Origin of the sequence: Celeribacter litoreus (assembly GCF_020165855.1) — a bacterium.
Lineage (GTDB): Bacteria > Pseudomonadota > Alphaproteobacteria > Rhodobacterales > Rhodobacteraceae > Celeribacter > Celeribacter litoreus.
The window spans coordinates 139,564-157,790 of record NZ_JAIUFY010000005.1 but is presented as its reverse complement, the minus strand read 5'-3'; the positions used below and the strand labels follow the sequence as shown (position 1 = coordinate 157,790).

The 18,227-nt window shown below is 58.1% G+C and carries 20 protein-coding genes, 1 tRNA gene and 1 pseudogene; 8 read left to right on the top strand and 14 right to left on the bottom strand.

The genetic code is table 11. From position 1 onward, the window contains the following. Nucleotides 1-58: 58 nt before the first annotated feature. From nusG to LA304_RS02680, 12 genes and pseudogenes are all read right to left on the bottom strand, one after another. Complete coding sequence (gene nusG / locus LA304_RS02735) at nt 59-592, bottom strand: transcription termination/antitermination protein NusG (protein ID WP_224502467.1); 534 nt, start codon at nt 590-592, stop codon at nt 59-61. 240 nt (nt 593-832) lie between these two features. Further along, the gene (secE, locus tag LA304_RS02730; RefSeq protein WP_224501594.1) at nt 833-1,033 is read right to left on the bottom strand and encodes a preprotein translocase subunit SecE; all 201 of its coding nucleotides are present in this window, start codon (nt 1,031-1,033) and stop codon (nt 833-835) included. 55 nt (nt 1,034-1,088) lie between these two features. Beyond that, complete coding sequence (locus LA304_RS02725) at nt 1,089-1,757, bottom strand: CatB-related O-acetyltransferase (protein WP_224501593.1); 669 nt, start codon at nt 1,755-1,757, stop codon at nt 1,089-1,091. Between the two features lie 80 nt (nt 1,758-1,837). Further along, nucleotides 1,838-1,913, bottom strand: a tRNA-Trp gene (locus tag LA304_RS02720). Nucleotides 1,914-1,995: 82 nt separating this feature from the next. Further along, complete coding sequence (locus LA304_RS02715; RefSeq protein WP_224501592.1) at nt 1,996-2,595, bottom strand: tetratricopeptide repeat protein; 600 nt, start codon at nt 2,593-2,595, stop codon at nt 1,996-1,998. 51 nt (nt 2,596-2,646) lie between these two features. After that, nucleotides 2,647-2,814, bottom strand: a pseudogene (locus LA304_RS17935) (hypothetical protein); the annotation flags it as partial. Nucleotides 2,815-2,817: 3 nt separating this feature from the next. Then, the gene (locus LA304_RS02705; RefSeq protein ID WP_224501591.1) at nt 2,818-3,324 is read right to left on the bottom strand and encodes a tetratricopeptide repeat protein; all 507 of its coding nucleotides are present in this window, start codon (nt 3,322-3,324) and stop codon (nt 2,818-2,820) included. Nucleotides 3,325-3,445: 121 nt separating this feature from the next. After that, a complete protein-coding gene (gene tuf, locus LA304_RS02700; protein WP_224501590.1) occupies nt 3,446-4,621 on the bottom strand; it encodes an elongation factor Tu in 1,176 nt (391 codons plus the stop codon). Between the two features lie 91 nt (nt 4,622-4,712). Next, nucleotides 4,713-5,348 carry a hypothetical protein gene (locus tag LA304_RS02695; protein ID WP_224501589.1) on the bottom strand — a complete coding sequence of 212 codons (636 nt, stop codon included), beginning with the start codon at nt 5,346-5,348 and terminating at the stop codon, nt 4,713-4,715. A 52-nt stretch (nt 5,349-5,400) separates the two neighbouring features. Then, nucleotides 5,401-6,519 (bottom strand): M48 family metallopeptidase, encoded by a 1,119-nt coding sequence (locus LA304_RS02690; RefSeq protein WP_224501588.1) that lies wholly within the window; start codon nt 6,517-6,519, stop codon nt 5,401-5,403. 59 nt (nt 6,520-6,578) lie between these two features. Next, a complete protein-coding gene (locus tag LA304_RS02685) occupies nt 6,579-7,817 on the bottom strand; it encodes a DUF898 domain-containing protein (RefSeq protein ID WP_224501587.1) in 1,239 nt (412 codons plus the stop codon). 18 nt (nt 7,818-7,835) lie between these two features. Continuing rightward, on the bottom strand, nt 7,836-10,193 hold the full coding sequence (locus LA304_RS02680; protein ID WP_224501586.1) for a DNA topoisomerase IV subunit A: 2,358 nt from the start codon (nt 10,191-10,193) through the stop codon (nt 7,836-7,838). A 161-nt stretch (nt 10,194-10,354) separates the two neighbouring features. On the opposite strand from LA304_RS02680, the gene LA304_RS02675 reads away from it, so the two are divergent. The 7 genes from LA304_RS02675 (at nt 10,355) to LA304_RS02645 (ending at nt 15,373) form a co-directional block, all read left to right on the top strand. Continuing rightward, on the top strand, nt 10,355-10,990 hold the full coding sequence (locus LA304_RS02675) for an SH3 domain-containing protein (protein ID WP_224501585.1): 636 nt from the start codon (nt 10,355-10,357) through the stop codon (nt 10,988-10,990). A 76-nt stretch (nt 10,991-11,066) separates the two neighbouring features. Then, entirely contained in the window at nt 11,067-11,891 is an 825-nt protein-coding gene (locus LA304_RS02670; RefSeq protein ID WP_224501584.1) for an SDR family NAD(P)-dependent oxidoreductase, read from the top strand. A gap of 90 nt (nt 11,892-11,981) precedes the next feature. Further along, a complete protein-coding gene (locus LA304_RS02665; RefSeq protein ID WP_224501583.1) occupies nt 11,982-12,182 on the top strand; it encodes an HIG1 domain-containing protein in 201 nt (66 codons plus the stop codon). 4 nt (nt 12,183-12,186) lie between these two features. After that, nucleotides 12,187-12,765, top strand: a complete 579-nt coding sequence (locus LA304_RS02660) for a cob(I)yrinic acid a,c-diamide adenosyltransferase (protein WP_224501582.1) — start codon at nt 12,187-12,189, stop codon at nt 12,763-12,765. Nucleotides 12,766-12,890: 125 nt separating this feature from the next. Continuing rightward, complete coding sequence (locus tag LA304_RS02655) at nt 12,891-13,553, top strand: hypothetical protein (protein ID WP_224501581.1); 663 nt, start codon at nt 12,891-12,893, stop codon at nt 13,551-13,553. 147 nt (nt 13,554-13,700) lie between these two features. Then, a complete protein-coding gene (locus tag LA304_RS02650) occupies nt 13,701-14,453 on the top strand; it encodes an electron transfer flavoprotein subunit beta/FixA family protein (RefSeq protein WP_224501580.1) in 753 nt (250 codons plus the stop codon). Continuing rightward, entirely contained in the window at nt 14,453-15,373 is a 921-nt protein-coding gene (locus LA304_RS02645) for an electron transfer flavoprotein subunit alpha/FixB family protein (protein WP_224501579.1), read from the top strand. The genes LA304_RS02650 and LA304_RS02645 overlap by 1 nt, the downstream gene beginning before the upstream one ends. A 65-nt stretch (nt 15,374-15,438) precedes the next feature. Here LA304_RS02645 and LA304_RS02640 read toward each other — a convergent pair whose 3' ends face one another. Then, nucleotides 15,439-16,185: a DUF6473 family protein gene (locus LA304_RS02640; RefSeq protein WP_224501578.1), complete on the bottom strand. Its 747-nt coding sequence runs from the start codon at nt 16,183-16,185 to the stop codon at nt 15,439-15,441. Between the two features lie 176 nt (nt 16,186-16,361). Between LA304_RS02640 and LA304_RS02635 the strand changes: the two genes are divergently transcribed. After that, nucleotides 16,362-17,237, top strand: a complete 876-nt coding sequence (locus tag LA304_RS02635; RefSeq protein ID WP_224501577.1) for a 3-hydroxybutyryl-CoA dehydrogenase — start codon at nt 16,362-16,364, stop codon at nt 17,235-17,237. A gap of 118 nt (nt 17,238-17,355) precedes the next feature. On the opposite strand, the gene LA304_RS02630 is transcribed toward LA304_RS02635, so the two are convergent. Continuing rightward, entirely contained in the window at nt 17,356-18,222 is an 867-nt protein-coding gene (locus LA304_RS02630; RefSeq protein WP_224501576.1) for a lysophospholipid acyltransferase family protein, read from the bottom strand. Between the last annotated feature and the right edge of the window lie 5 nt (nt 18,223-18,227).

Genomic DNA, 18,227 nt, shown 5'->3' with positions numbered 1-18,227 from the left:
ATCGCGCGCGACCCGCCTCTCCCACGGCTCAATGCATCCCGTGCGGGACGCGAAACGCTCAGGCCGTTTTGTTGACCTGAGTGAATTCCAATTCGACCGGCGTTGCCCGGCCAAAGATCGACACGGAGACTTTCAGACGCTGGTTGGCGTCGTCCACCTCTTCCACCATGCCGTCAAAGCCCTCGAAAGCGCCCTCGGCAACGGACACCTGCTCGCCCACCTCGAAGGTGATCGTGGAGCGCGGCGCCTCAGCATTTTCTTCCACGCGACCGAGAATCGCCTCGACCTCCGAATCGCGCATCGGCATCGGCTTGCCGAAAGAACCGAGGAAACCGGTGACCCGGTTGATCGAGTTGATCAGGTGATACCCCTCATCGGTCATTTCCATGCGCACGAGCACGTAGCCCGGCATGAAACGACGCTCGGTCGTCACCTTCTTGCCCCGGCGCACCTCAATGACCTCTTCGGTCGGCACCAGAACTTCTTCGATCTGATCCTGCAGGCCCTTTTCTTCCACGGCGGTTTTGATCGCTTCGGCGATTTTTTTCTCGAAGTTCGAGAGAACGCTTACCGAATACCAACGCTTCGCCATGGTGCCTTTGCCTTTTCCATCGTCCGGCATTGCACCGGAACTCGTTTATTCATCAGTCACTTACGTGTCACTCGCCCGAATAGTAAAGCGGCGCACAACTCGAATCGCTGCACGCCCCGTCGGTAGAGTGCGCCCGCTCTAACGCCTCTGGGCTTTGAGTTCAAGCCTTTAGCGGTCTCCCGGAAACGACGAAGCCCCCGCACATCGGCAGGGGCTCAATTTCATGTCCGCGCTTTTGGCTCAGCCGAAGAGGTTGAGGAAGCCAGCGAGACCAGAGCGGATCAGGAGATCGACGAGGAAGAAGAACGTCGCCGTCAGCGCAGCCATTACGAAGACCATCAGAGTGGTCAGCATCACTTCGCGGCGGGTCGGCCATACGATCTTGGAGGCCTCTGCACGCACCTGCTGAATGAACTGAAGCGGATTGGTTTTCGTGGCCATATCTTTGTCCTGAACCTTGATTACCCGGCGCAGATACGCGAGCGGGACGGGAATTTCAAGCCCGCATGCGCTCCGCGATGCGTTCAAGCGCCGCAATGTCTTGTCCACAGATCTCCGCTTCATGCGCAAGGATGGTTTCAATCGGCCAGTCCCACCACGCGAGCGCTTGCATTCGCGCGGCATCCTCGGGAGACAAGCGCTCTCGCACCTGCTGCGCGGGATTGCCCGAGATGATCGTGTAAGGCGCAATCTCGCCGCGCACAACCGCGCCCGCTCCAACGATCACACCATCACCAATCACGGCCCCAGGCAAGATCATCGCGCCCGTGCCGATCCACACATCGTTGCCGATGACAGTATCCGGCCCGGGATCAGGCATGGAAGGACGCCCGACAGGCAGGGCATCGTCGAAGATCATGAATGGAAAGCTCGAAAGGCCGTCAAAGCGATGGTTCGCAGACGACGTGATGAACTGCGCGCCGTGGGCGATCTGGCAGAATTTCCCGATGATCAACCGTTCAGGGCTGAACTCATAGGTGTAGGGCGCAAGACGCGCAGCGACGTCTGCACCGTCGAGAAACGGTTGATGTGAGGACGCGTAGCTGTAGTCGCCCACCTCAATCCGGGGGTGTTCCAGAATCGCAGAGAGAAACACGGTTCCGCCGTGGACAGAGCCATCCGGCAGACGCAGAGGAAAGGATGTATCGGGAGTAGAAAAGGGCATGGTGCACCTCCTATTTGAAATCTTCGAAAAGGTTCAAATGAGGGTGTTGTCCATCGTCCCGGTTCCTTCGGCTGGATGTTTGGCAGGGGCAGCAGGGTTCGAACCCGCGACCTACGGTTTTGGAGACCGTCGCTCTACCAGCTGAGCTATACCCCTAAGGCCGTGCAGTCAGATACGAAAGGGCGCGCCGCTTTGCAAGCGGAAAACTGTCGAGAAACTCAACGTCGACGTAAAAGTCTCAGTCTTCACTCTTTGCGTGGCTCAGGTGGAGCTTGAATTGGATCAGGCGCAGGTACTCGCCGTGCCCCGCCAGCACTCCGTAGAATTCGTCGAGCCACTGCGGATCGTAGCCGTAGGAGATTGCCTCTTTCACCTTCTCCTGGGCCGCATCGAATGACTTGCTCTTCGCAAGCAGGATCGCATCAAAGTATGTCGCATCCGGCGACTGTGGGTTCATTTCCAACAACGCATCACGCGCCACCCCTGCTCGGTCGAGACGATCCGTCCGGAACGCTGCCCAGAACGCCATCGTGTGGTGATAGTCCGGAAGACTGCCATCATCCTCAATGCCATCAAGCACAGATAAGACCTCTTCGGGCCGCGCGTCATCCTCATAGAGAGTCGCGAGCCAGTGAGCAGCCCACCTTGCTTGGTCAGGGTCAAGCGTCTCGTCGTAGGCGACCCTTTTGAGCAGCCCAAAGGCCTCGCCCCCTCGCCCGCTATAATATTGCGCACGCGCCTTCAGAACGTACCCCTCCGCCCTGTCCGGCCACAACTCAATCATCCGATCCGCTTCATACTCAGCCACACGGTAACGCCCCAAAAAGAGTAGGTTCACGCCCCGCGAATTGACGAAGTCGAATTCCTCTCCGCCATACTCGATGGCCTTGTTAATATGCTCGAGAGACTCTTCATACCGGCCGAGTTCGTGGAGAACTTCGCTCAGCGCAAAATGGGTATGAACATCCCCATCATCGAATGCGACAACGCGGCGGAACGCGTCTTCTGCAACTTCGTAGCTATTTAGCCCGAACGCGAGCCACCCAAGCTCTGTGATCGGTCATATATAGTCAGGATCTACGGCATGCGCGGCTTCAAGCCCCTCGGAAGCCTCTTCGAAGTCAACCCTACCCCCGCGAAACTTGCTCGACGCGGCCCCAGCTAGTGATTCCGCTTGAAATATCACGGAAAGTGCCTGCTCGAAAGCCTCAGCGGCCTCGCCATACTCGCCTTTGGACCAAGCACACCACCCGAGGCCATTGAGCCCCATCGTCGAATTTGGCTCGATGAGCAGCATCTCGTCATAGATCTCACAGCCACGCTCATCTTGCCCCAGATCCTCATAGCTCCACGCCAACTGGTTCATGATTTTCAGCCGCTGCGTGGTGCTCGCGCCCGCGGCATCCAGCGCTAGCTCACAGATCTGGACCAATCGCTCTGGGGTCTCCCATCCGTCGATGCAGGCGGAGACATATGTGTCTTCGGAGTTGAGCAGAAGCGGCTTGGCCTGCGCCACAGGCGGCAGAATGACAAACGGCAGGGCAATTAGGAGTGTGCTCAGGCGCATAATAACTTTCGCAAAATAGACGCCACCAGCCTACCGGCACATCGCTCAATATCAAAGAGCGGAGAACGAAAAAGGGCCCCACTTTCGTGGAGCCCTTTCTAACTTTCAAATCAGCGAGAGATTACTCGATGATTTTGGAGACAACGCCGGAACCCACGGTGCGGCCGCCTTCGCGGATAGCGAAGCGGAGGCCTTCTTCCATGGCGATCGGTGCAATCAGCTCAGCGGAGAGCTTCAGGTTGTCGCCAGGCATAACCATCTCGGTGCCTTCCGGCAGGATGCAGGTACCGGTGACGTCCGTCGTACGGAAGTAGAACTGCGGACGGTAGTTCGCGAAGAACGGGGTGTGACGGCCACCTTCTTCTTTGGTGAGGATGTAGACCTCAGCCTCGAATTTGGTGTGCGGGTTCACGGAGCCCGGCTTACACAGAACCTGACCACGCTCAACGCCGTCACGGTCAACGCCGCGCAGCAGGGCGCCGATGTTGTCGCCAGCTTCACCGCGGTCAAGCAGTTTGCGGAACATTTCAACACCGGTACAGGTGGTTTTCTTCGTGTCGTGGATACCAACGATTTCGATCTCGTCACCTACGTTGATCACGCCGCGCTCAACACGACCGGTCACAACGGTACCACGACCGGAGATCGAGAACACGTCTTCGATCGGCATCAGGAACGGCTGGTCGATCGCACGCTCAGGCTCAGGGATGTAATCGTCCACTGCAGCCATCAGTTCTTTGATCTTCTCTTCGCCGATTTCCGGATCGCGGCCTTCCATAGCGGCCAGAGCGGAACCTGCGATGATCGGAATATCGTCGCCCGGGAAGTCGTACTCGGACAGAAGCTCACGGATTTCCATTTCGACGAGCTCGAGAAGCTCTTCGTCGTCAACCTGGTCAACTTTGTTCATGAACACGACGAGAGCCGGAACGCCAACCTGACGCGCAAGCAGGATGTGCTCACGGGTCTGCGGCATCGGGCCGTCTGCTGCGTTCACAACCAGGATACCGCCGTCCATCTGGGCAGCACCGGTGATCATGTTTTTCACGTAGTCAGCGTGACCCGGGCAGTCAACGTGTGCGTAGTGACGGTTCTCGGTCTCGTACTCAACGTGAGCCGTCGAGATCGTGATGCCGCGAGCTTTCTCTTCCGGCGCACCGTCAATCTGGTCGTACGCTTTGAAGTCACCAAAGTACTTGGTGATCGCTGCAGTCAGAGTCGTTTTGCCGTGGTCAACGTGGCCGATCGTGCCGATGTTGACGTGCGGTTTGTTACGTTCAAACTTACCTTTAGCCATATCGAGGCGCCTCTTGGTTTGAAGGGGCCAGCTCTCGGCCCGGAATTAACATCGCGGGCTAGTTATTGGCTCTGGAGAGGAAAATCAAGCATCAGTTGCTATTTGTGTTCTCTGAAATCGCATCCGGTGCAAGAACGTCGAGCGCGGCCTTTGCTTCCTCGGCATCGGTCATTTCTGCGGCGATAGGTTCAACACCGAACCACTGACCATTTTCCTGCAGCCAACGCTCAATCTTGAGGGCGGCATTTCGCGTAAGAATATCAAGCTGTTCCTCTCTTGACCGCGTGAGGCCCGAGCCGACCAATGTGTCCCCGGAAACACTCTCGAAGACGGTCAAAATCTTCGGTTTCTCGGTGAGTTTCAATTCCTGCGAATCGTCCCAGATATTGACCGCCAGAACGAGTACGGATTTCGGCGTGAAGAGAACAGGAACTCCGGGCGCTGCAAGCCCGTAAGCATCCACCTTGATCCCGATGTGGTAGAGTTTTTCGCCGTCGTATCGACCGAGGCGCGCCTGCATCGCTGCTGCGAGCGCCTCTTCGATTTCCGCCTCGGTTGCGTTGCGTGAAAACGGCGCCTTTTGCACGTCCTTCGCGATCACGATGTTATGGCCAAGGGCAAAATCCCCGAGATCGACCAGTGGTGTTTCTGTCGTAATTTGCTCCGCATCTGCGCAAGCGACCAAAGCCAGCAGCGAAAAGCCCATGAAAGCGCGACGGATAGACATAAACACAGAGAACCTCCTCTAAGACGTTCGACAAGAGGTAGCGGGAAAGGTCTTAGTCCGCAACGTCTTCCGCACCCCACCAGGAATCGTCGCAGATTTCGCGGAGATCCGCCCATGCGGCATCCGTGAGAATCGGCACACTCGGACCGTCATAGCCGAGGGCCGCAGCCTCCGCCCGATCGACACGATCACCGAGCTTCGGGTGGGATGCGAGGTGGGACGCCATCCCGTCGACATCCCCGAACGCTTCTTTCAGTCGCGCAAAAAACGGCGCCATCGCCCCAGGCGACACCCCAGCTTCAGGCAAGATGTCATGCGCGAAGGCATCAGCCGCGCTTTCCGCACTCTGACTGTATTGCGCGTTCACCAGTTGATTGACCCCCATAAGCACGAGCATTCCGCCTGAGAAATCACCGAAGACGAGAGACAACACGCCAAACGTGCCCACGCTGCGAAGCGCATGCCGCGTTGGGTCGCGATGCACAACGTGGCCGATCTCATGGGCGATGACAGCCGCGACTTCGTCGGGGCTCTCGGCAGCATCAATAAGACCGTTCATGACGACGATCCGCCCTCCCGGGAGCGCAAAGGCGTTGATCATCTCAAGGTCCAGCACCGTGAGCGTCACATCATCAGGTTCGAGATCGGACGCCGCGAGAAGCTTCTCCGCCATTTGCTCTAGCGCAATCTGCCCCTCTGGCGCACCGCATTCGGGCACCACCCAAAACCCCTCGCCAAAACTCGTGCGGATTTGTTCGTAAGTTTTGTCGCCCAGCGCGCGCTCTCCCTCGAAAGGAAGCAAACGCGCAAGCTGATCTGACACGACGGGGATCAGCAAGAAGATGATCAAAGCAATCGACACAACTGCCCCCGCGACCAACGCCAGAAGGCGCGATCTGCCGGAAACTGGAGGGCGCTCGGTCAGTTTCCAAGCTTTTGACGTGAGGTGCTGAAGCAGATCCCGGTCTGTAACATAGAGGCGCGCGAGCGGCGCCCGCGTCGCAGTAAAGACACCGAAGGGCTGTTTGCCAGAGCGAAGTCGCGATTGCCCCTCGACATATCGCAGGTCTTCCAATCTCCACCGAACATCCTCTGCGTCAGCACGGGTCAGGATCAACTCATTTTCGGCGACCTGCACCCGCGCAAATACCTCGTGCCGTTCGGCTGTCATGCCATCATGAAAATCGCACGGCACCCCCTCGGGTTGCGCCGTCCAGGGGCCCGACACGCTCATATCGCCGCTCCGAGATCAAAGGCCTCTGCCATGCCCTCAGCCTGCCCTGCCTCGTCTCTCTCCCGCTGACGAATGTGCGCGAAATGCTCGCCACCCGTGAGTGAAAGCGTGGAGGCGTAATGCCTCCAGATCGGAAAGAGGACAAAGGTTTGACGGAACACGGAGAAAAAGAGGAGCGTTGCCATGTAGAGGAAAATCGAGATGAAGAGCGTGACTTCCGCAGAAGGCAAGTCCGACCCGGCTACATCCAGACCGTCGGATAGACCCGCCGCAGCAAAGATGCCCAAGTCAGTGAGCGCAGGATAAAACAGGATGAGAAGCCCGGACAGAATGGCACCCAATACGAACGCGGATAAGACAGTGAGAAGGTTGGTAAACGTGTATCCCGCGAGCGTAATCCAGAGCACACGCGGGAAAGACAGCGTAGAGATAATTCCGACACCGCCTGCCGATTTATGATTAGCTAAATACCGCACTGCAACGATGCGATAGCGGGTGTAAAAAAACAGACCAACACAGACGAGGAGGATAATGAGCGGAAGCAGCGCCAATTCGTCATACCAGGAGTTCGCGATCTCCCTCAAAAGCATGTAGCCCACCAAAGCCGCCGACACCCAAACGCAGATCAATGTCGGAAGGAATGACTTCAAGAGCCCTGTCCACTTTCCGCCCTGATGCATCCTCTGATCCCCGAAAAACGTCCGGTCTGTGCGGAATTTTTCGAGCTTGAATGTCATCCGCGGCCAGAGAAGGCCGAGCGTGACGAGCGTCAGAAATAGATGCCCCATCGCGTGCAGCGCATACTTGGCGGCGGCGGGTTCCAACCCAAACCGAATACCGCGCCAGCGGGTGCGCGCGTAGACATAGCGCTTGGCCCGATAGGCCGCAAAATAGATCAGAGGCAAAGCGATGAGAGCCGCGACAATGTAGGCTTCGTATTCTTCGTTGAAAATCGCAAAGGACGCATAGACGAGGACGAGCGCCACGATTCCGATCAGGAACGCGAGGATCACGAGTGCAATCAGAAATCCCGCAAACTTCTCCACGCCCTTCCCGACATATTCGAGCGGCGTTCCCGCCGGACGCACAGCCGACCAGAAATGCCGCCGGAGCCGTGTTTTCATCCAGAAGCGGTAGAACCCGAGCGTCAGGACCGTGAGGGCAGATGTCCAGAGAGACAGCTTCAGGAGCGGCCAGATGCGACCTTCAAACTCCGTTCTCAAAAGCTGCGCCATCGGCCCTCACACATCTGATCAGGTGAACTTGTTGTTCCTCGGGAAGCCATGCGGAGGCTGTTTGCCCACACCGGCACGTTTGCCGAGCCATGGAGTCAGGTCTTTCTCCGTGCGGGTGTTGCCACCGCCCATGGTCCAGCTCAGACCCTCTTCCCAGTTGAAGGTCGTCAGATCAGACAGACCGCCATCAAGTTCGAGCATCCCCTGCGCCCCACGCGCCTGATTGTATTTCTGCAAGCGCACACCTTTGCCGCGTGTCATCTCGGGAAGTTCGGAGATCGGGAACACGAGGAAGCGTCGGTTCTGCGAGACAATCGCGACGTGGTCCCCCGTGACACGGTGGACGATCAGGGCCTTCTCGTCGTCTTTGACGTTCAGAACCTGTTTACCCGTGCGGGTCTGCGCAATGACGTCCTTCTCCGCGATCTGGAACCCGTTGCCTGCGTTCGACGCAACCACAAGTTTCGCCTCCGGATCGTGGGCGAAGATATCGACAATCTCGACCTCGTTCGGGAGATCGACCATGAGCCGCACAGGCTCGCCCATTCCGCGACCACCCGGCAGGTTCGCCGTCGACAGCATGTAGAACCGTCCATTCGAGCCCATAACGATCAGGCGATCCGTCGTCTCCGCATGGAAGATAAAGCGCGGACCATCGCCGTCTTTGAACTTCAATTCACGGGTCAGGTCGATATGGCCGGACATTGCGCGGATCCAGCCCATCTGCGAACAGACCACAGTGATCGGCTCACGTTCAATCATGGCCTCGAGCGGCACGTCCTCAACCTCGGCGGCATCGGCAAACTGTGTGAGGCGCTGGCCGCGCTCATAATCTTTGCCGAACTTCTTCTTGGTCTCTTTGAGTTCTTCCGAAATGCGGTCCCATTGCTTGTCCTCGGACCCGAGCAGCTCAACGATCCCAGCCTTTTCAGCGAGGAGCGCGTCACGTTCTTTCACCAACTCGATCTCTTCGAGGCGGCGCAAGCTGCGCAGGCGCATGTTGAGGATCGCTTCGGCCTGAACCTCGGTGAGTTCGCCTTGCCCTTCCGGTGCAGGCAGCGGGCTCACATAGTCGGCTTCGGACATAGCCCGCGCGAAGTCGCGGCCCCAGACCTCGGCCATCAAGGCCGCCTTGGGATCGTCGTCGTAGCGGATGATGTCGATCACGCGGTCGAGGTTGAGGAAGGCAATGATGAAACCTTCCAAGACCTCGAGACGGTGGTCGATCTTTTCGAGACGGTGCTGGCTCCGACGCTGCAGAACCACACGACGGTGATCGAGCCATGCGCGCAGAACCTCTTTGAGCGAACAAACCTTCGGCGTCCGACCGTCAATAAGTACGTTCATGTTGAGTGAAAACCGCGTCTCCAGATCGGAGTTCCTGAAGAGCGTGTTCATGAGAACGTCCGGATCCACGTTCTTCGACTTCGGCTCGAGAATCACGCGAATATCTTCGGCGCTCTCGTCGCGCACATCCCCGAGGATCGGCACTTTCTTCGTCTGGATCAGTTCCGCGAGCTTCTCGATCAGCTTCGATTTCTGGACCTGATACGGAATCTCCGTGACCACAACTTGCCACTGCCCGCGCCCGAGGTCCTCGACCTCCCACTTCGCGCGGAGACGGAAAGACCCCCGCCCCGTGGCGTAGGTTTTCATCATGCTCTCGCGCGGCTCGACTATGACGCCGCCGGTCGGGAAGTCCGGACCTTTGACGTAGTTGAGCAGGGTGTCGTCACGGACATCCGGCGTCTTGATCATGTGCAGCGACGCGTCGATCAGTTCCGCAATGTTGTGCGGCGGGATGTTCGTCGCCATACCGACAGCGATCCCCGAGGACCCGTTCGCAAGAAGATTCGGGAAAGCGGCGGGCAACACCTCCGGCTCGCGGAGCGTGCCGTCGTAGTTATCACGGTAATCGACCGCGTCCTCGTTGAGACCTTCGAGCAGAGCCTCCGCCGCAATCGTCATCCGCGCTTCTGTATAACGCGACGCAGCGGGGTTATCCCCGTCGATGTTGCCGAAGTTCCCCTGACCATCGACAAGCGGGTAGCGGACGTTAAAGTCCTGCGCCAGACGCGCCATCGCGTCATAAATCGCCGCGTCGCCATGCGGGTGATAGTTTCCCATTACGTCGCCAGAAATCTTCGCGGACTTCCGGAAACCGCCGTTGGAAGACAGGCGAAGTTCGCGCATCGCAAAGAGGATTCGCCGGTGCACGGGCTTCAGACCGTCACGGGCATCCGGAAGCGCGCGGTGCATAATCGTGGACAGCGCATACTGGAGATAACGCTCGCCAATCGCGCGGCGCAATGGTTCCGAGCTTTCTCCGAGAGGAGCGCCGTCGTTTTCGGGATCTTGGGTCAAATCACTGCTCATGACAAAGATGAATACCCGCGCTCATTCCCTCCGGCAAGCGCATCTGGCTTTGCGGCCTGTCGGTCCTGTCAATGAGGTGGAAAACTGCGGAACTTTTCCCCATTCGCGGCGTTGGCTTCACGACTATGATGAAAATGATAGATTTGGTGGGGGCATTTCAGATGCTGCGTTTAACAGTGATGACATTGGCGGGTTTGTGGGCAGGCCTGATGACCTTCGGGACTGACCTGACCGCGGAGGAACAGGCCGCACTCGACGCACGTCGCGCCGAGCAAACTCCACTCCAGACACAAATTATAGCGGTGCTCTCCGATTCCTTCGCAACGGAACAGAAGCGTCAGGGAGCCTATGTGCCCACGCTCGCAGAAATCGCCGCGAAAGAGGCGGTTACCCCGACGAAACGTGACGCGCTGCAAAGCCCGTTGGTCCACCTCGCGAGTGCGAAAGTGACGCCGCCGCAAGTCTCGACAACGCGCGTCTCTCATCCTGAGAAACTTGCAGCAGCGCTGTCGGGCAAACCTTTGAATGTGACGAATGTCGCAATGCCTGCGCCGATTCAAAAAGTCACTCCGACCACTGCAGAGAAAGACACGGCAGACCTGCGTGAAGTGACCGCATCGCGCGTCAACGTCCGCTCCGGCCCGTCGACAAACTTCGAAGTGATGGGACAGGTCAGCCGCGCGGACATCGTTCAGATTGTTTCTCCTGTTGAAAACGGCTGGGTCAAAATTCTTGTCGAAGGCGACGGTGTCGAGGGGTTTATGGCCGCCCGCTTCCTGACCTCTCCTGACGAATAACTTTCGTAAGATAGGCGTTTCCCTCGTCGCCGATCCTGCGCTAAGCCTTTCCCGAGACTTCGGGAAAGGCTTTTTCATGCGCTCCATTCTGATCACCGGCTGCTCCTCCGGCATCGGCCTTCACGCAGCCCGTCACCTCAAAGCGGAGGGCTGGCGCGTGTTTGCGACCTGCCGCCGCGAAGAAGACGTTGCGCGCCTGCAGGCAGAAGGATTGGAGAGTCTGCGCCTCGACTATGAAGACCCCGCCTCAATTGAGGCCGCCTGGACAGACATCATGATACGAACCGGCGGCACGCTCGACGCTCTTTTCAACAACGGCGCCTACGCGATCCCTGCCCTGATAGAAGACCTACCGGTGAACGCACTCCGCCAGAACTTCGAGGCAAACCTCTTCGGTTGGCACGACCTGTCACAGCGCGCAATCAAGGTGATGCGCAAACAGGGACATGGCCGGATTGTCCAATGCTCTTCTGTTCTGGGGTTCATCACGACCAAATTCCGCGGCTCGTATTCAGCAACGAAACACGCGCTCGAAGCCCTCACGACCGCCATGCGTCTTGAGCTGAAAGACTCCGGCATCGGCGTGTCCTTGATCGAACCCGGCCCCATCGCCACGGATTTCCGCCTCAACTCTCGCAAACAATTCGACAAATGGATCGACTGGGAGAAAAGCGATCAGTCGCAGAGATATAGCAAACTCGTCTCGCGCCTATACGCCACCGACAAGGCCCCCGACGCGTTCGAACTCCAATGCGATGCCGTCACCGAGAAACTCATGCGCGCCCTCGAATCCCCTCGCCCCAAGGCCCGCTATCACGTCACGAAGGTCACGACCTTTTCGTCCCTCGCCCTTCGTTTTCTTCCGCCGCGCGCCACAGAATGGATGATGTCCAAAGGCTGACTGCGTCGATTTCGTGACTTGGGAAAACGACCCAAACGCGCTATCTGAACCGCCAACAGCGCTCTCGCGCGACAGAACAAGGGTCAGATCATGTCTGAATCATTCCTCTATCTCATCGGCGCAGGCTGCCTCGTCGTTCTCGTCATACTCGCGCTTGGCCTTAGCCAATTCGGCCGCGGTGGCATGGAAGGCGCGAAGCGTTCCAACAAACTCATGCAGGCCCGCATTCTCGCGCAATTGGGCGTCGTGATCCTCGTGGTCATTCTCGTCGCCATCACCAAAGGAGGCTAACCCGATGGTCGTGTTGAACAAGATTTACACCCGCACCGGCGACACGGGCGAGACCTCTCTGAGCGACATGTCGCGCGCGCCGAAACATGCGACGCGCGTCAACGCTTACGGCACAGTGGATGAACTGAACGCGACTCTCGGCATTGCACGGCTCCACGCAGAGGGCGCGACAGATGACGCGCTCGCCCGTATCCAGAACGACCTGTTTGACCTCGGCGCAGACCTCTCCCGTCCGAACCTCGACAAAGATGATGAGGCTGGCTATCCGGTCCTGCGCACCGTTTCTGAGCAGGTTCAGCGATTGGAAACCGAAATCGACGCGATGACCTCGGTGCTCGAACCGCTCCGGAGCTTCATCCTGCCCGCAGGCACCCCGCTCGCAGCCCAGCTCCATCTTTCCCGCACCGTAGCCCGCCGCGCAGAGCGCCTCGCAGTCGAGCTTTCCGCCGAGGAAAACGGAGACGCGAATCCTGCCGCAATCAGATACCTGAACCGCCTCTCCGACTGGCTTTTCTGCGCCGCACGGATGGCGAATAACGACGGTAAGGACGATGTTCTTTGGGTTCCCGGCGCAAATCGGTAGATCGAAAATGCCGGGGCAAGAGCGGGCCTATCTGAGCGAAGACTTACGACACATCGTCGAGCGTGCATACGGCGTCTTCCACAGCCGCCCCCCCCGCCGACCTCGGCGTCTGCACCTCTTGCTGCATGCCGCCAGATACAGAAGCCAGTATTCTTTCACGATCGCCACAAAAACTCACCTTTGAAGAGATCGAGGAATGGTACGACGCCGCCTACAACACAAAAGATGACGCCTCAGCCCTCTTTTGGCTCATGCCGCGCATTCTCGATCTTTTGGCTCAAGGGCGCGAGATTTGTTTCTTTGGAAACATAGGCACTTTCTCTCGCCTCAAGTCCTCCATGCTCTTCCCCGACTGGCCTAAACCCTATCAGGAAATCTTTCACGAATTTGCCATTGCCTATCTGGATTGCGTGATCGAAGGGAAATTCGTCGAAGACGATTATCTCTATGACGAGGGCCAATTCTACACCGTCTTCGGCATGTTCTCGAACGCTGGCTTGCCTATGAAAACCTTGCTCGATCATCTCGATGCACTTCCCCGCGTAAAACTCGCACAGGGGATCCTTTGGCAATTCGCGTCGCCCTATCAGACATTGCCTCCCAAAATCGAGAGCGACAACCTGTGGGCCAACCCCAAAGATGCAGAGGAAGTCAGCGCCTTCCTCGCACGACGCGAGTTTTACGATGACTTTCTTCGGCTTGGAATGGACGCAAATGGCGAGGAACAAACCGTTCTCCTGAAAGCCGCCGAACTGCTCGAATTGGTGATTTCCTCGAAACACCCCTGACCCTGCGGCAATTGTTCCGCGAAACGTGACGTCTTTGGACCAAAGTCGCGCGATTTGGGGGTGTCTTCTGCGCCCGCAAACGGGTAAGAAAATTGCCGGAGAGCTTTTAGCACCCCGCTCGGGGACGCAAAAATAGGGAGTTTACCTATGAAAGTATTGGTGCCCGTGAAACGGGTGATTGACTACAACGTCAAAGTGAAGGTTCAGGCCGATGGGTCTGGCGTTGATCTGGCAAACGTCAAAATGTCGATGAACCCGTTCGACGAGATCGCGGTTGAAGAGGCCATTCGCCTGAAAGAAGCCGGTGTGGCATCTGAAGTGGTCGTCGTATCCATCGGCGAAAAGAAGGCCACGGACACGATCCGCAACGCGCTTGCTATGGGTGCGGACCGCGGCATCCTCGTGACCGAGGACCAAGGCGTCGATATCGAGCCGCTCGCAGTTGCGAAGATCCTCGCAAAGGTTGTTGAAGAGGAATCCCCGGAACTGGTGATCCTCGGCAAACAGGCCATCGACAACGACATGAACGCGACGGGCCAGATGCTCGCGGCGCTTCTCGGCTGGGGTCAGGCGACCTTTGCGTCCGAGGTCAAAATCGAAGACGGAAAAGCTGTCGTGACCCGCGAAGTGGACGGTGGTCTCCAGACCATTTCCGTGTCCCTTCCGGCCATCGTGACCACCGACCTGCGCCTCAACGAGCCGCGTTATGCGTCGCTGCCGAACATCATGAAGGCGAAGAAAAAGCCGCTCGATGAAAAAACAGCTGCTGACTACGGCGTCGATACCGCCCCGCGTCTGACCGTTGTCACCACTGAAGAGCCCGCTGGCCGCGAAGCCGGTATCAAGGTCGGCTCCGTCGATGAACTCGTTGCGAAACTCAAAGAGGGAGGTCTGGTCTGATGGCTGTTCTGCTTCTCGCTGAAGTCGCGGGCGGTGCGCTCGCAGTTGATGCTACCGCCAAGGCTGCGACCGCTGGAGCCAAGCTCGGCGATGTGACTGTGCTCGTGTGTGGTCCGTCATCCGCCGCTGACGAAGCTGCGAAAATCGACGGTGTGTCCAAGGTTCTGGTCGCCGATGACGCTGCCTATGCCAACGGTCTCGCCGAAAACCTCGCGGACCTGATCGTCTCGCTCGCCGGTGACTATTCCCACATCATCGCGCCTGCGACCACGACCGGCAAAAACGTCCTGCCGCGCGTTGCTGCTCTGCTCGACGTGATGGTGCTGTCCGAGGTGATCGAGGTTGTCGACGCCGACACGTTCAAACGTCCGGTCTACGCCGGCAACGCCATTCAGACCGTGAAATCCGGCGACGCGACGAAGGTCATCACCTTCCGCACCTCGACCTTTGACGCGGCTGGCCTGTCCGGCTCTGCATCTGTCGAAGCCGCCGCTGGCGCCGGTGACAAAGGTCTGTCCTCTTTTGTGGAAGACAAAGTGGCCGAGAGCGATCGTCCGGAGCTCACCTCAGCGAAGATCGTCGTGTCTGGCGGCCGTGGTGTTGGCTCCGAGGAAAGCTTCTCGATCATCGAAGCGCTCGCAGACAAACTCGGTGCTGCCGTCGGTGCATCCCGCGCCGCTGTCGACTCCGGCTTTGCTCCGAACGACTGGCAGGTCGGTCAAACCGGCAAGGTCGTGGCCCCCGAGCTCTACATCGCCTGCGGCATCTCTGGTGCGATCCAGCACCTCGCCGGCATGAAGGACTCCAAAGTCATCGTCGCGATCAACAAGGACGAAGAAGCCCCGATCTTCCAGGTCGCAGACTTCGGCCTCGTCGCAGACCTTTTCGACGCCGTTCCGGAACTCACTGAAAAGCTCTGAGGCGAACGGATTAAGGTTAGAAGGCCCGCTGATTTCGGCGGGCCTTTTTATTTATGTAATTGATATTAAATAACTTTATTGATGGCCTCAGCCAATTCATCGACCACAGCGGATGAGAGTAGATCACCCGAAACGATCTCCATCTCAAGCACATCTTTCACGAGAGATTTCAGCCCCGCAAGCATCGCACGGGTCACGAAGAGCGGCTCATTGCCGAGCGCATCACAGGCGGCGGCATCATCAAGCGAATGATTGGGGAGCGCGACCAGCACCAACTTCCCGCGCAACTCTGTGGCCACAGAACGCATCCGTGCGATCCACGCATCGCGGAGTTCGTTCCGCACAACATCGAACTTGTCCGGCCCTTTCGCGTGCAGGAGAGACAAAAGCTCATCCGTCGTGCGCACCCCGCTGAAATCGACCCCGTTATAAATTGTCTGCAAGAGGGAAGACGGGCGAATGATGCGGTACGGGTCAGCACGGACCACAGTGTAGAACCGGTTGGAAATAGTCGACGCAGCCGGAATTTGTAGCACCGTCAGGTTCGCCTTTCGGCAGCGTTCTAGCGTAGCCGGGTCATGGAGAAGCGCCTCGATGCCCATCTCGCCGAATGTGACGCGAACCGCGCTCTTTTTGGGGAAAGTCTCTTCGATGGCCGCTTGAATATGTTGCCCCACGAGTCTCTCAAACCCAATCAAGGCGATATCGCGCACCGAAGGGGCCTTGGGGGCGGCATCAGTGCGGGGATTTGAGGCAATGGACCGAGAAACTGCGCGTGCGTGCGCCTCCGCCTCGCGATTTTGATATCCCATGTGACCACCCGCTGATTAGACTCTCAGATGGGGCGCAAGGTCGCACAGATAGGTTGCTAAAACGCTAAAACACGAATTCGTCACGAATTTTTACTGTTAGCGGTATGGCATGCACTCTTGAACCCCGTGGGACACGCGGCGTAAAGTCTGGCAAATTCAGCCAAGGAGACGATTGGATGAGCATCAATAAGGTGGGCGTGGTCGGCGCTGGTCAGATGGGCAACGGGATTGCGCATGTCTTTGCCTTGGCTGACTATGATGTTGTTTTGAATGACATTTCGCAAGAGGCGCTCGACAAGGGGATTGCGACGGTGACGCGCAATCTGGATCGTCAACTGTCGCGCGGGAAGATTTCGCAGGAACAGATGGACGCCGCCCTCGCACGGATTTCGACGACACAGGAACTCAGCGTTCTCGGCGACACCGACCTCATCATCGAGGCGGCGACCGAGCGTGAGGATGTCAAAAACGCGATTTTTGAACGTCTTTTGCCGCACCTCAAGCCCGAGACGATTCTGACGTCGAACACCTCGTCGATCTCGATCACACGCCTTGCGTCCCGCACGGATCGTCCGGAAAAATTCATGGGTTTCCACTTTATGAACCCTGTGCCGGTTATGCAGCTCGTGGAACTGATCCGCGGGATTGCGACGGACGAAGAGACCTTCAAGACGCTTCTTGGCGTTGTGGAATCTCTTGGAAAAACAGCAGCTTCCGCCGAAGATTTCCCCGCATTCATCGTGAACCGCATTCTGATGCCGATGATCAACGAAGCGGTCTATACGCTTTATGAGGGTGTCGGTTCGGTCAAGTCCATCGACGAATCCATGAAGCTCGGGGCGAACCATCCGATGGGGCCTCTGGAGCTTGCGGACTTCATCGGGTTGGACACCTGTCTGGCGATTATGAACGTGCTGCACGACGGTTTGGCGGATACGAAATACCGCCCCTGCCCTCTGCTCACGAAATACGTTGAGGCCGGGTGGCTCGGTCGGAAAACGCAGCGCGGGTTCTACGATTACCGTGGCGAAACGCCGGTTCCGACGCGCTGATTTCCAGACAAACGAGAGAAAAACAAAGGGGCCGAACGGCCCTTTTTTGCTGTCGGCAAAACGTCGGACAAGTGTCGGACTTTTGTCGGGCAAAGTGTCGGGCACCTCCGCCCTTCCGTCAGTCGGTCCGACCGCCAAGCGCGAGCGTATGCGTGCGCATCCAATCCATGAATTCGCGCGTCTTCGACTGCCACGGCACCAGATCGTCAGGCGTCAGAGGATCGCCGATGATCGGTGACTGCGGTTTGTCCATCGCCCGCGCAATTTCATGCAGCAAAAGACCCTGACGCATCGAATCCGAAATCTTGTCCGCGATCTGGTAGAGGCGCGTGTTGCGGCCCGGGAAGTAGATCGGGAGAACGGTCGCACCGGACTTGAGCACCATCTTCGCGGTGAAGGGGTTCCACGGCTTTTCAACCACCGGTCCGAACCAGTCTTTCGACGCGGCCACCGCGCCCGCGGGGAAGAGGATGATCACGCCGCCCTGCTTGAGCGTCTCCATCGCCTCGTTGCGCATCTTGATCGACTTGCGGTGGCTGTCTTCCTCGTGTGGGAACGGCACCGGCAGCATGAAGTGATCGATCTCGCGCACGCCGGTCAGGAGAGAGCGGGTGAGGATTTTGTAATCCGTGCGGACCTGACCGATGAGCTCTGCCATCACCAACCCGTCCACGAGACCGTGGGGGTGGTTGGCAACCACGACGAGCGGGCCTTCGCGCGGGATTTTCGCAACTTGATCAGCGCTCGTTTCGACGGAGACGCCCATCACATCAAGGGCCTGCCGGAAGAACGGCTGCCCGAAAGGCGTGCCCAACTTTTCAAAACGCCGGATGCGACGGAGCAGTGGCAGTTTACCGGTGACCCATTCGATAGAGCGGATGATCGCGACCTTCGACGGGTCGCTAAAGGTGCCTGCGTAGGACAAGCGCCGTGCATCATATCGCACGAAATCCTCATCGCCCGGTTTCGGGGCGTGGAGATCCATCATCT

Coding starts and splice junctions, on each gene's coding strand:
- nusG (WP_224502467.1), bottom strand. CDS start 592: ATGGCGAAGCGTTGGTATTCGGTAAGCGTTCTCTCGAACTTCGAGAAA.
- secE (WP_224501594.1), bottom strand. CDS start 1,033: ATGGCCACGAAAACCAATCCGCTTCAGTTCATTCAGCAGGTGCGTGCA.
- LA304_RS02725 (WP_224501593.1), bottom strand. CDS start 1,757: ATGCCCTTTTCTACTCCCGATACATCCTTTCCTCTGCGTCTGCCGGAT.
- LA304_RS02705 (WP_224501591.1), bottom strand. CDS start 3,324: ATGCGCCTGAGCACACTCCTAATTGCCCTGCCGTTTGTCATTCTGCCG.
- tuf (WP_224501590.1), bottom strand. CDS start 4,621: ATGGCTAAAGGTAAGTTTGAACGTAACAAACCGCACGTCAACATCGGC.
- LA304_RS02695 (WP_224501589.1), bottom strand. CDS start 5,348: ATGTCTATCCGTCGCGCTTTCATGGGCTTTTCGCTGCTGGCTTTGGTC.
- LA304_RS02690 (WP_224501588.1), bottom strand. CDS start 6,519: ATGACAGCCGAACGGCACGAGGTATTTGCGCGGGTGCAGGTCGCCGAA.
- LA304_RS02685 (WP_224501587.1), bottom strand. CDS start 7,817: ATGGCGCAGCTTTTGAGAACGGAGTTTGAAGGTCGCATCTGGCCGCTC.
- LA304_RS02680 (WP_224501586.1), bottom strand. CDS start 10,193: ATGAGCAGTGATTTGACCCAAGATCCCGAAAACGACGGCGCTCCTCTC.
- LA304_RS02675 (WP_224501585.1), top strand. CDS start 10,355: ATGCTGCGTTTAACAGTGATGACATTGGCGGGTTTGTGGGCAGGCCTG.
- LA304_RS02670 (WP_224501584.1), top strand. CDS start 11,067: ATGCGCTCCATTCTGATCACCGGCTGCTCCTCCGGCATCGGCCTTCAC.
- LA304_RS02665 (WP_224501583.1), top strand. CDS start 11,982: ATGTCTGAATCATTCCTCTATCTCATCGGCGCAGGCTGCCTCGTCGTT.
- LA304_RS02660 (WP_224501582.1), top strand. CDS start 12,187: ATGGTCGTGTTGAACAAGATTTACACCCGCACCGGCGACACGGGCGAG.
- LA304_RS02655 (WP_224501581.1), top strand. CDS start 12,891: ATGCCGCCAGATACAGAAGCCAGTATTCTTTCACGATCGCCACAAAAA.
- LA304_RS02650 (WP_224501580.1), top strand. CDS start 13,701: ATGAAAGTATTGGTGCCCGTGAAACGGGTGATTGACTACAACGTCAAA.
- LA304_RS02645 (WP_224501579.1), top strand. CDS start 14,453: ATGGCTGTTCTGCTTCTCGCTGAAGTCGCGGGCGGTGCGCTCGCAGTT.
- LA304_RS02640 (WP_224501578.1), bottom strand. CDS start 16,185: ATGGGATATCAAAATCGCGAGGCGGAGGCGCACGCACGCGCAGTTTCT.
- LA304_RS02635 (WP_224501577.1), top strand. CDS start 16,362: ATGAGCATCAATAAGGTGGGCGTGGTCGGCGCTGGTCAGATGGGCAAC.
- LA304_RS02630 (WP_224501576.1), bottom strand. CDS start 18,222: ATGGATCTCCACGCCCCGAAACCGGGCGATGAGGATTTCGTGCGATAT.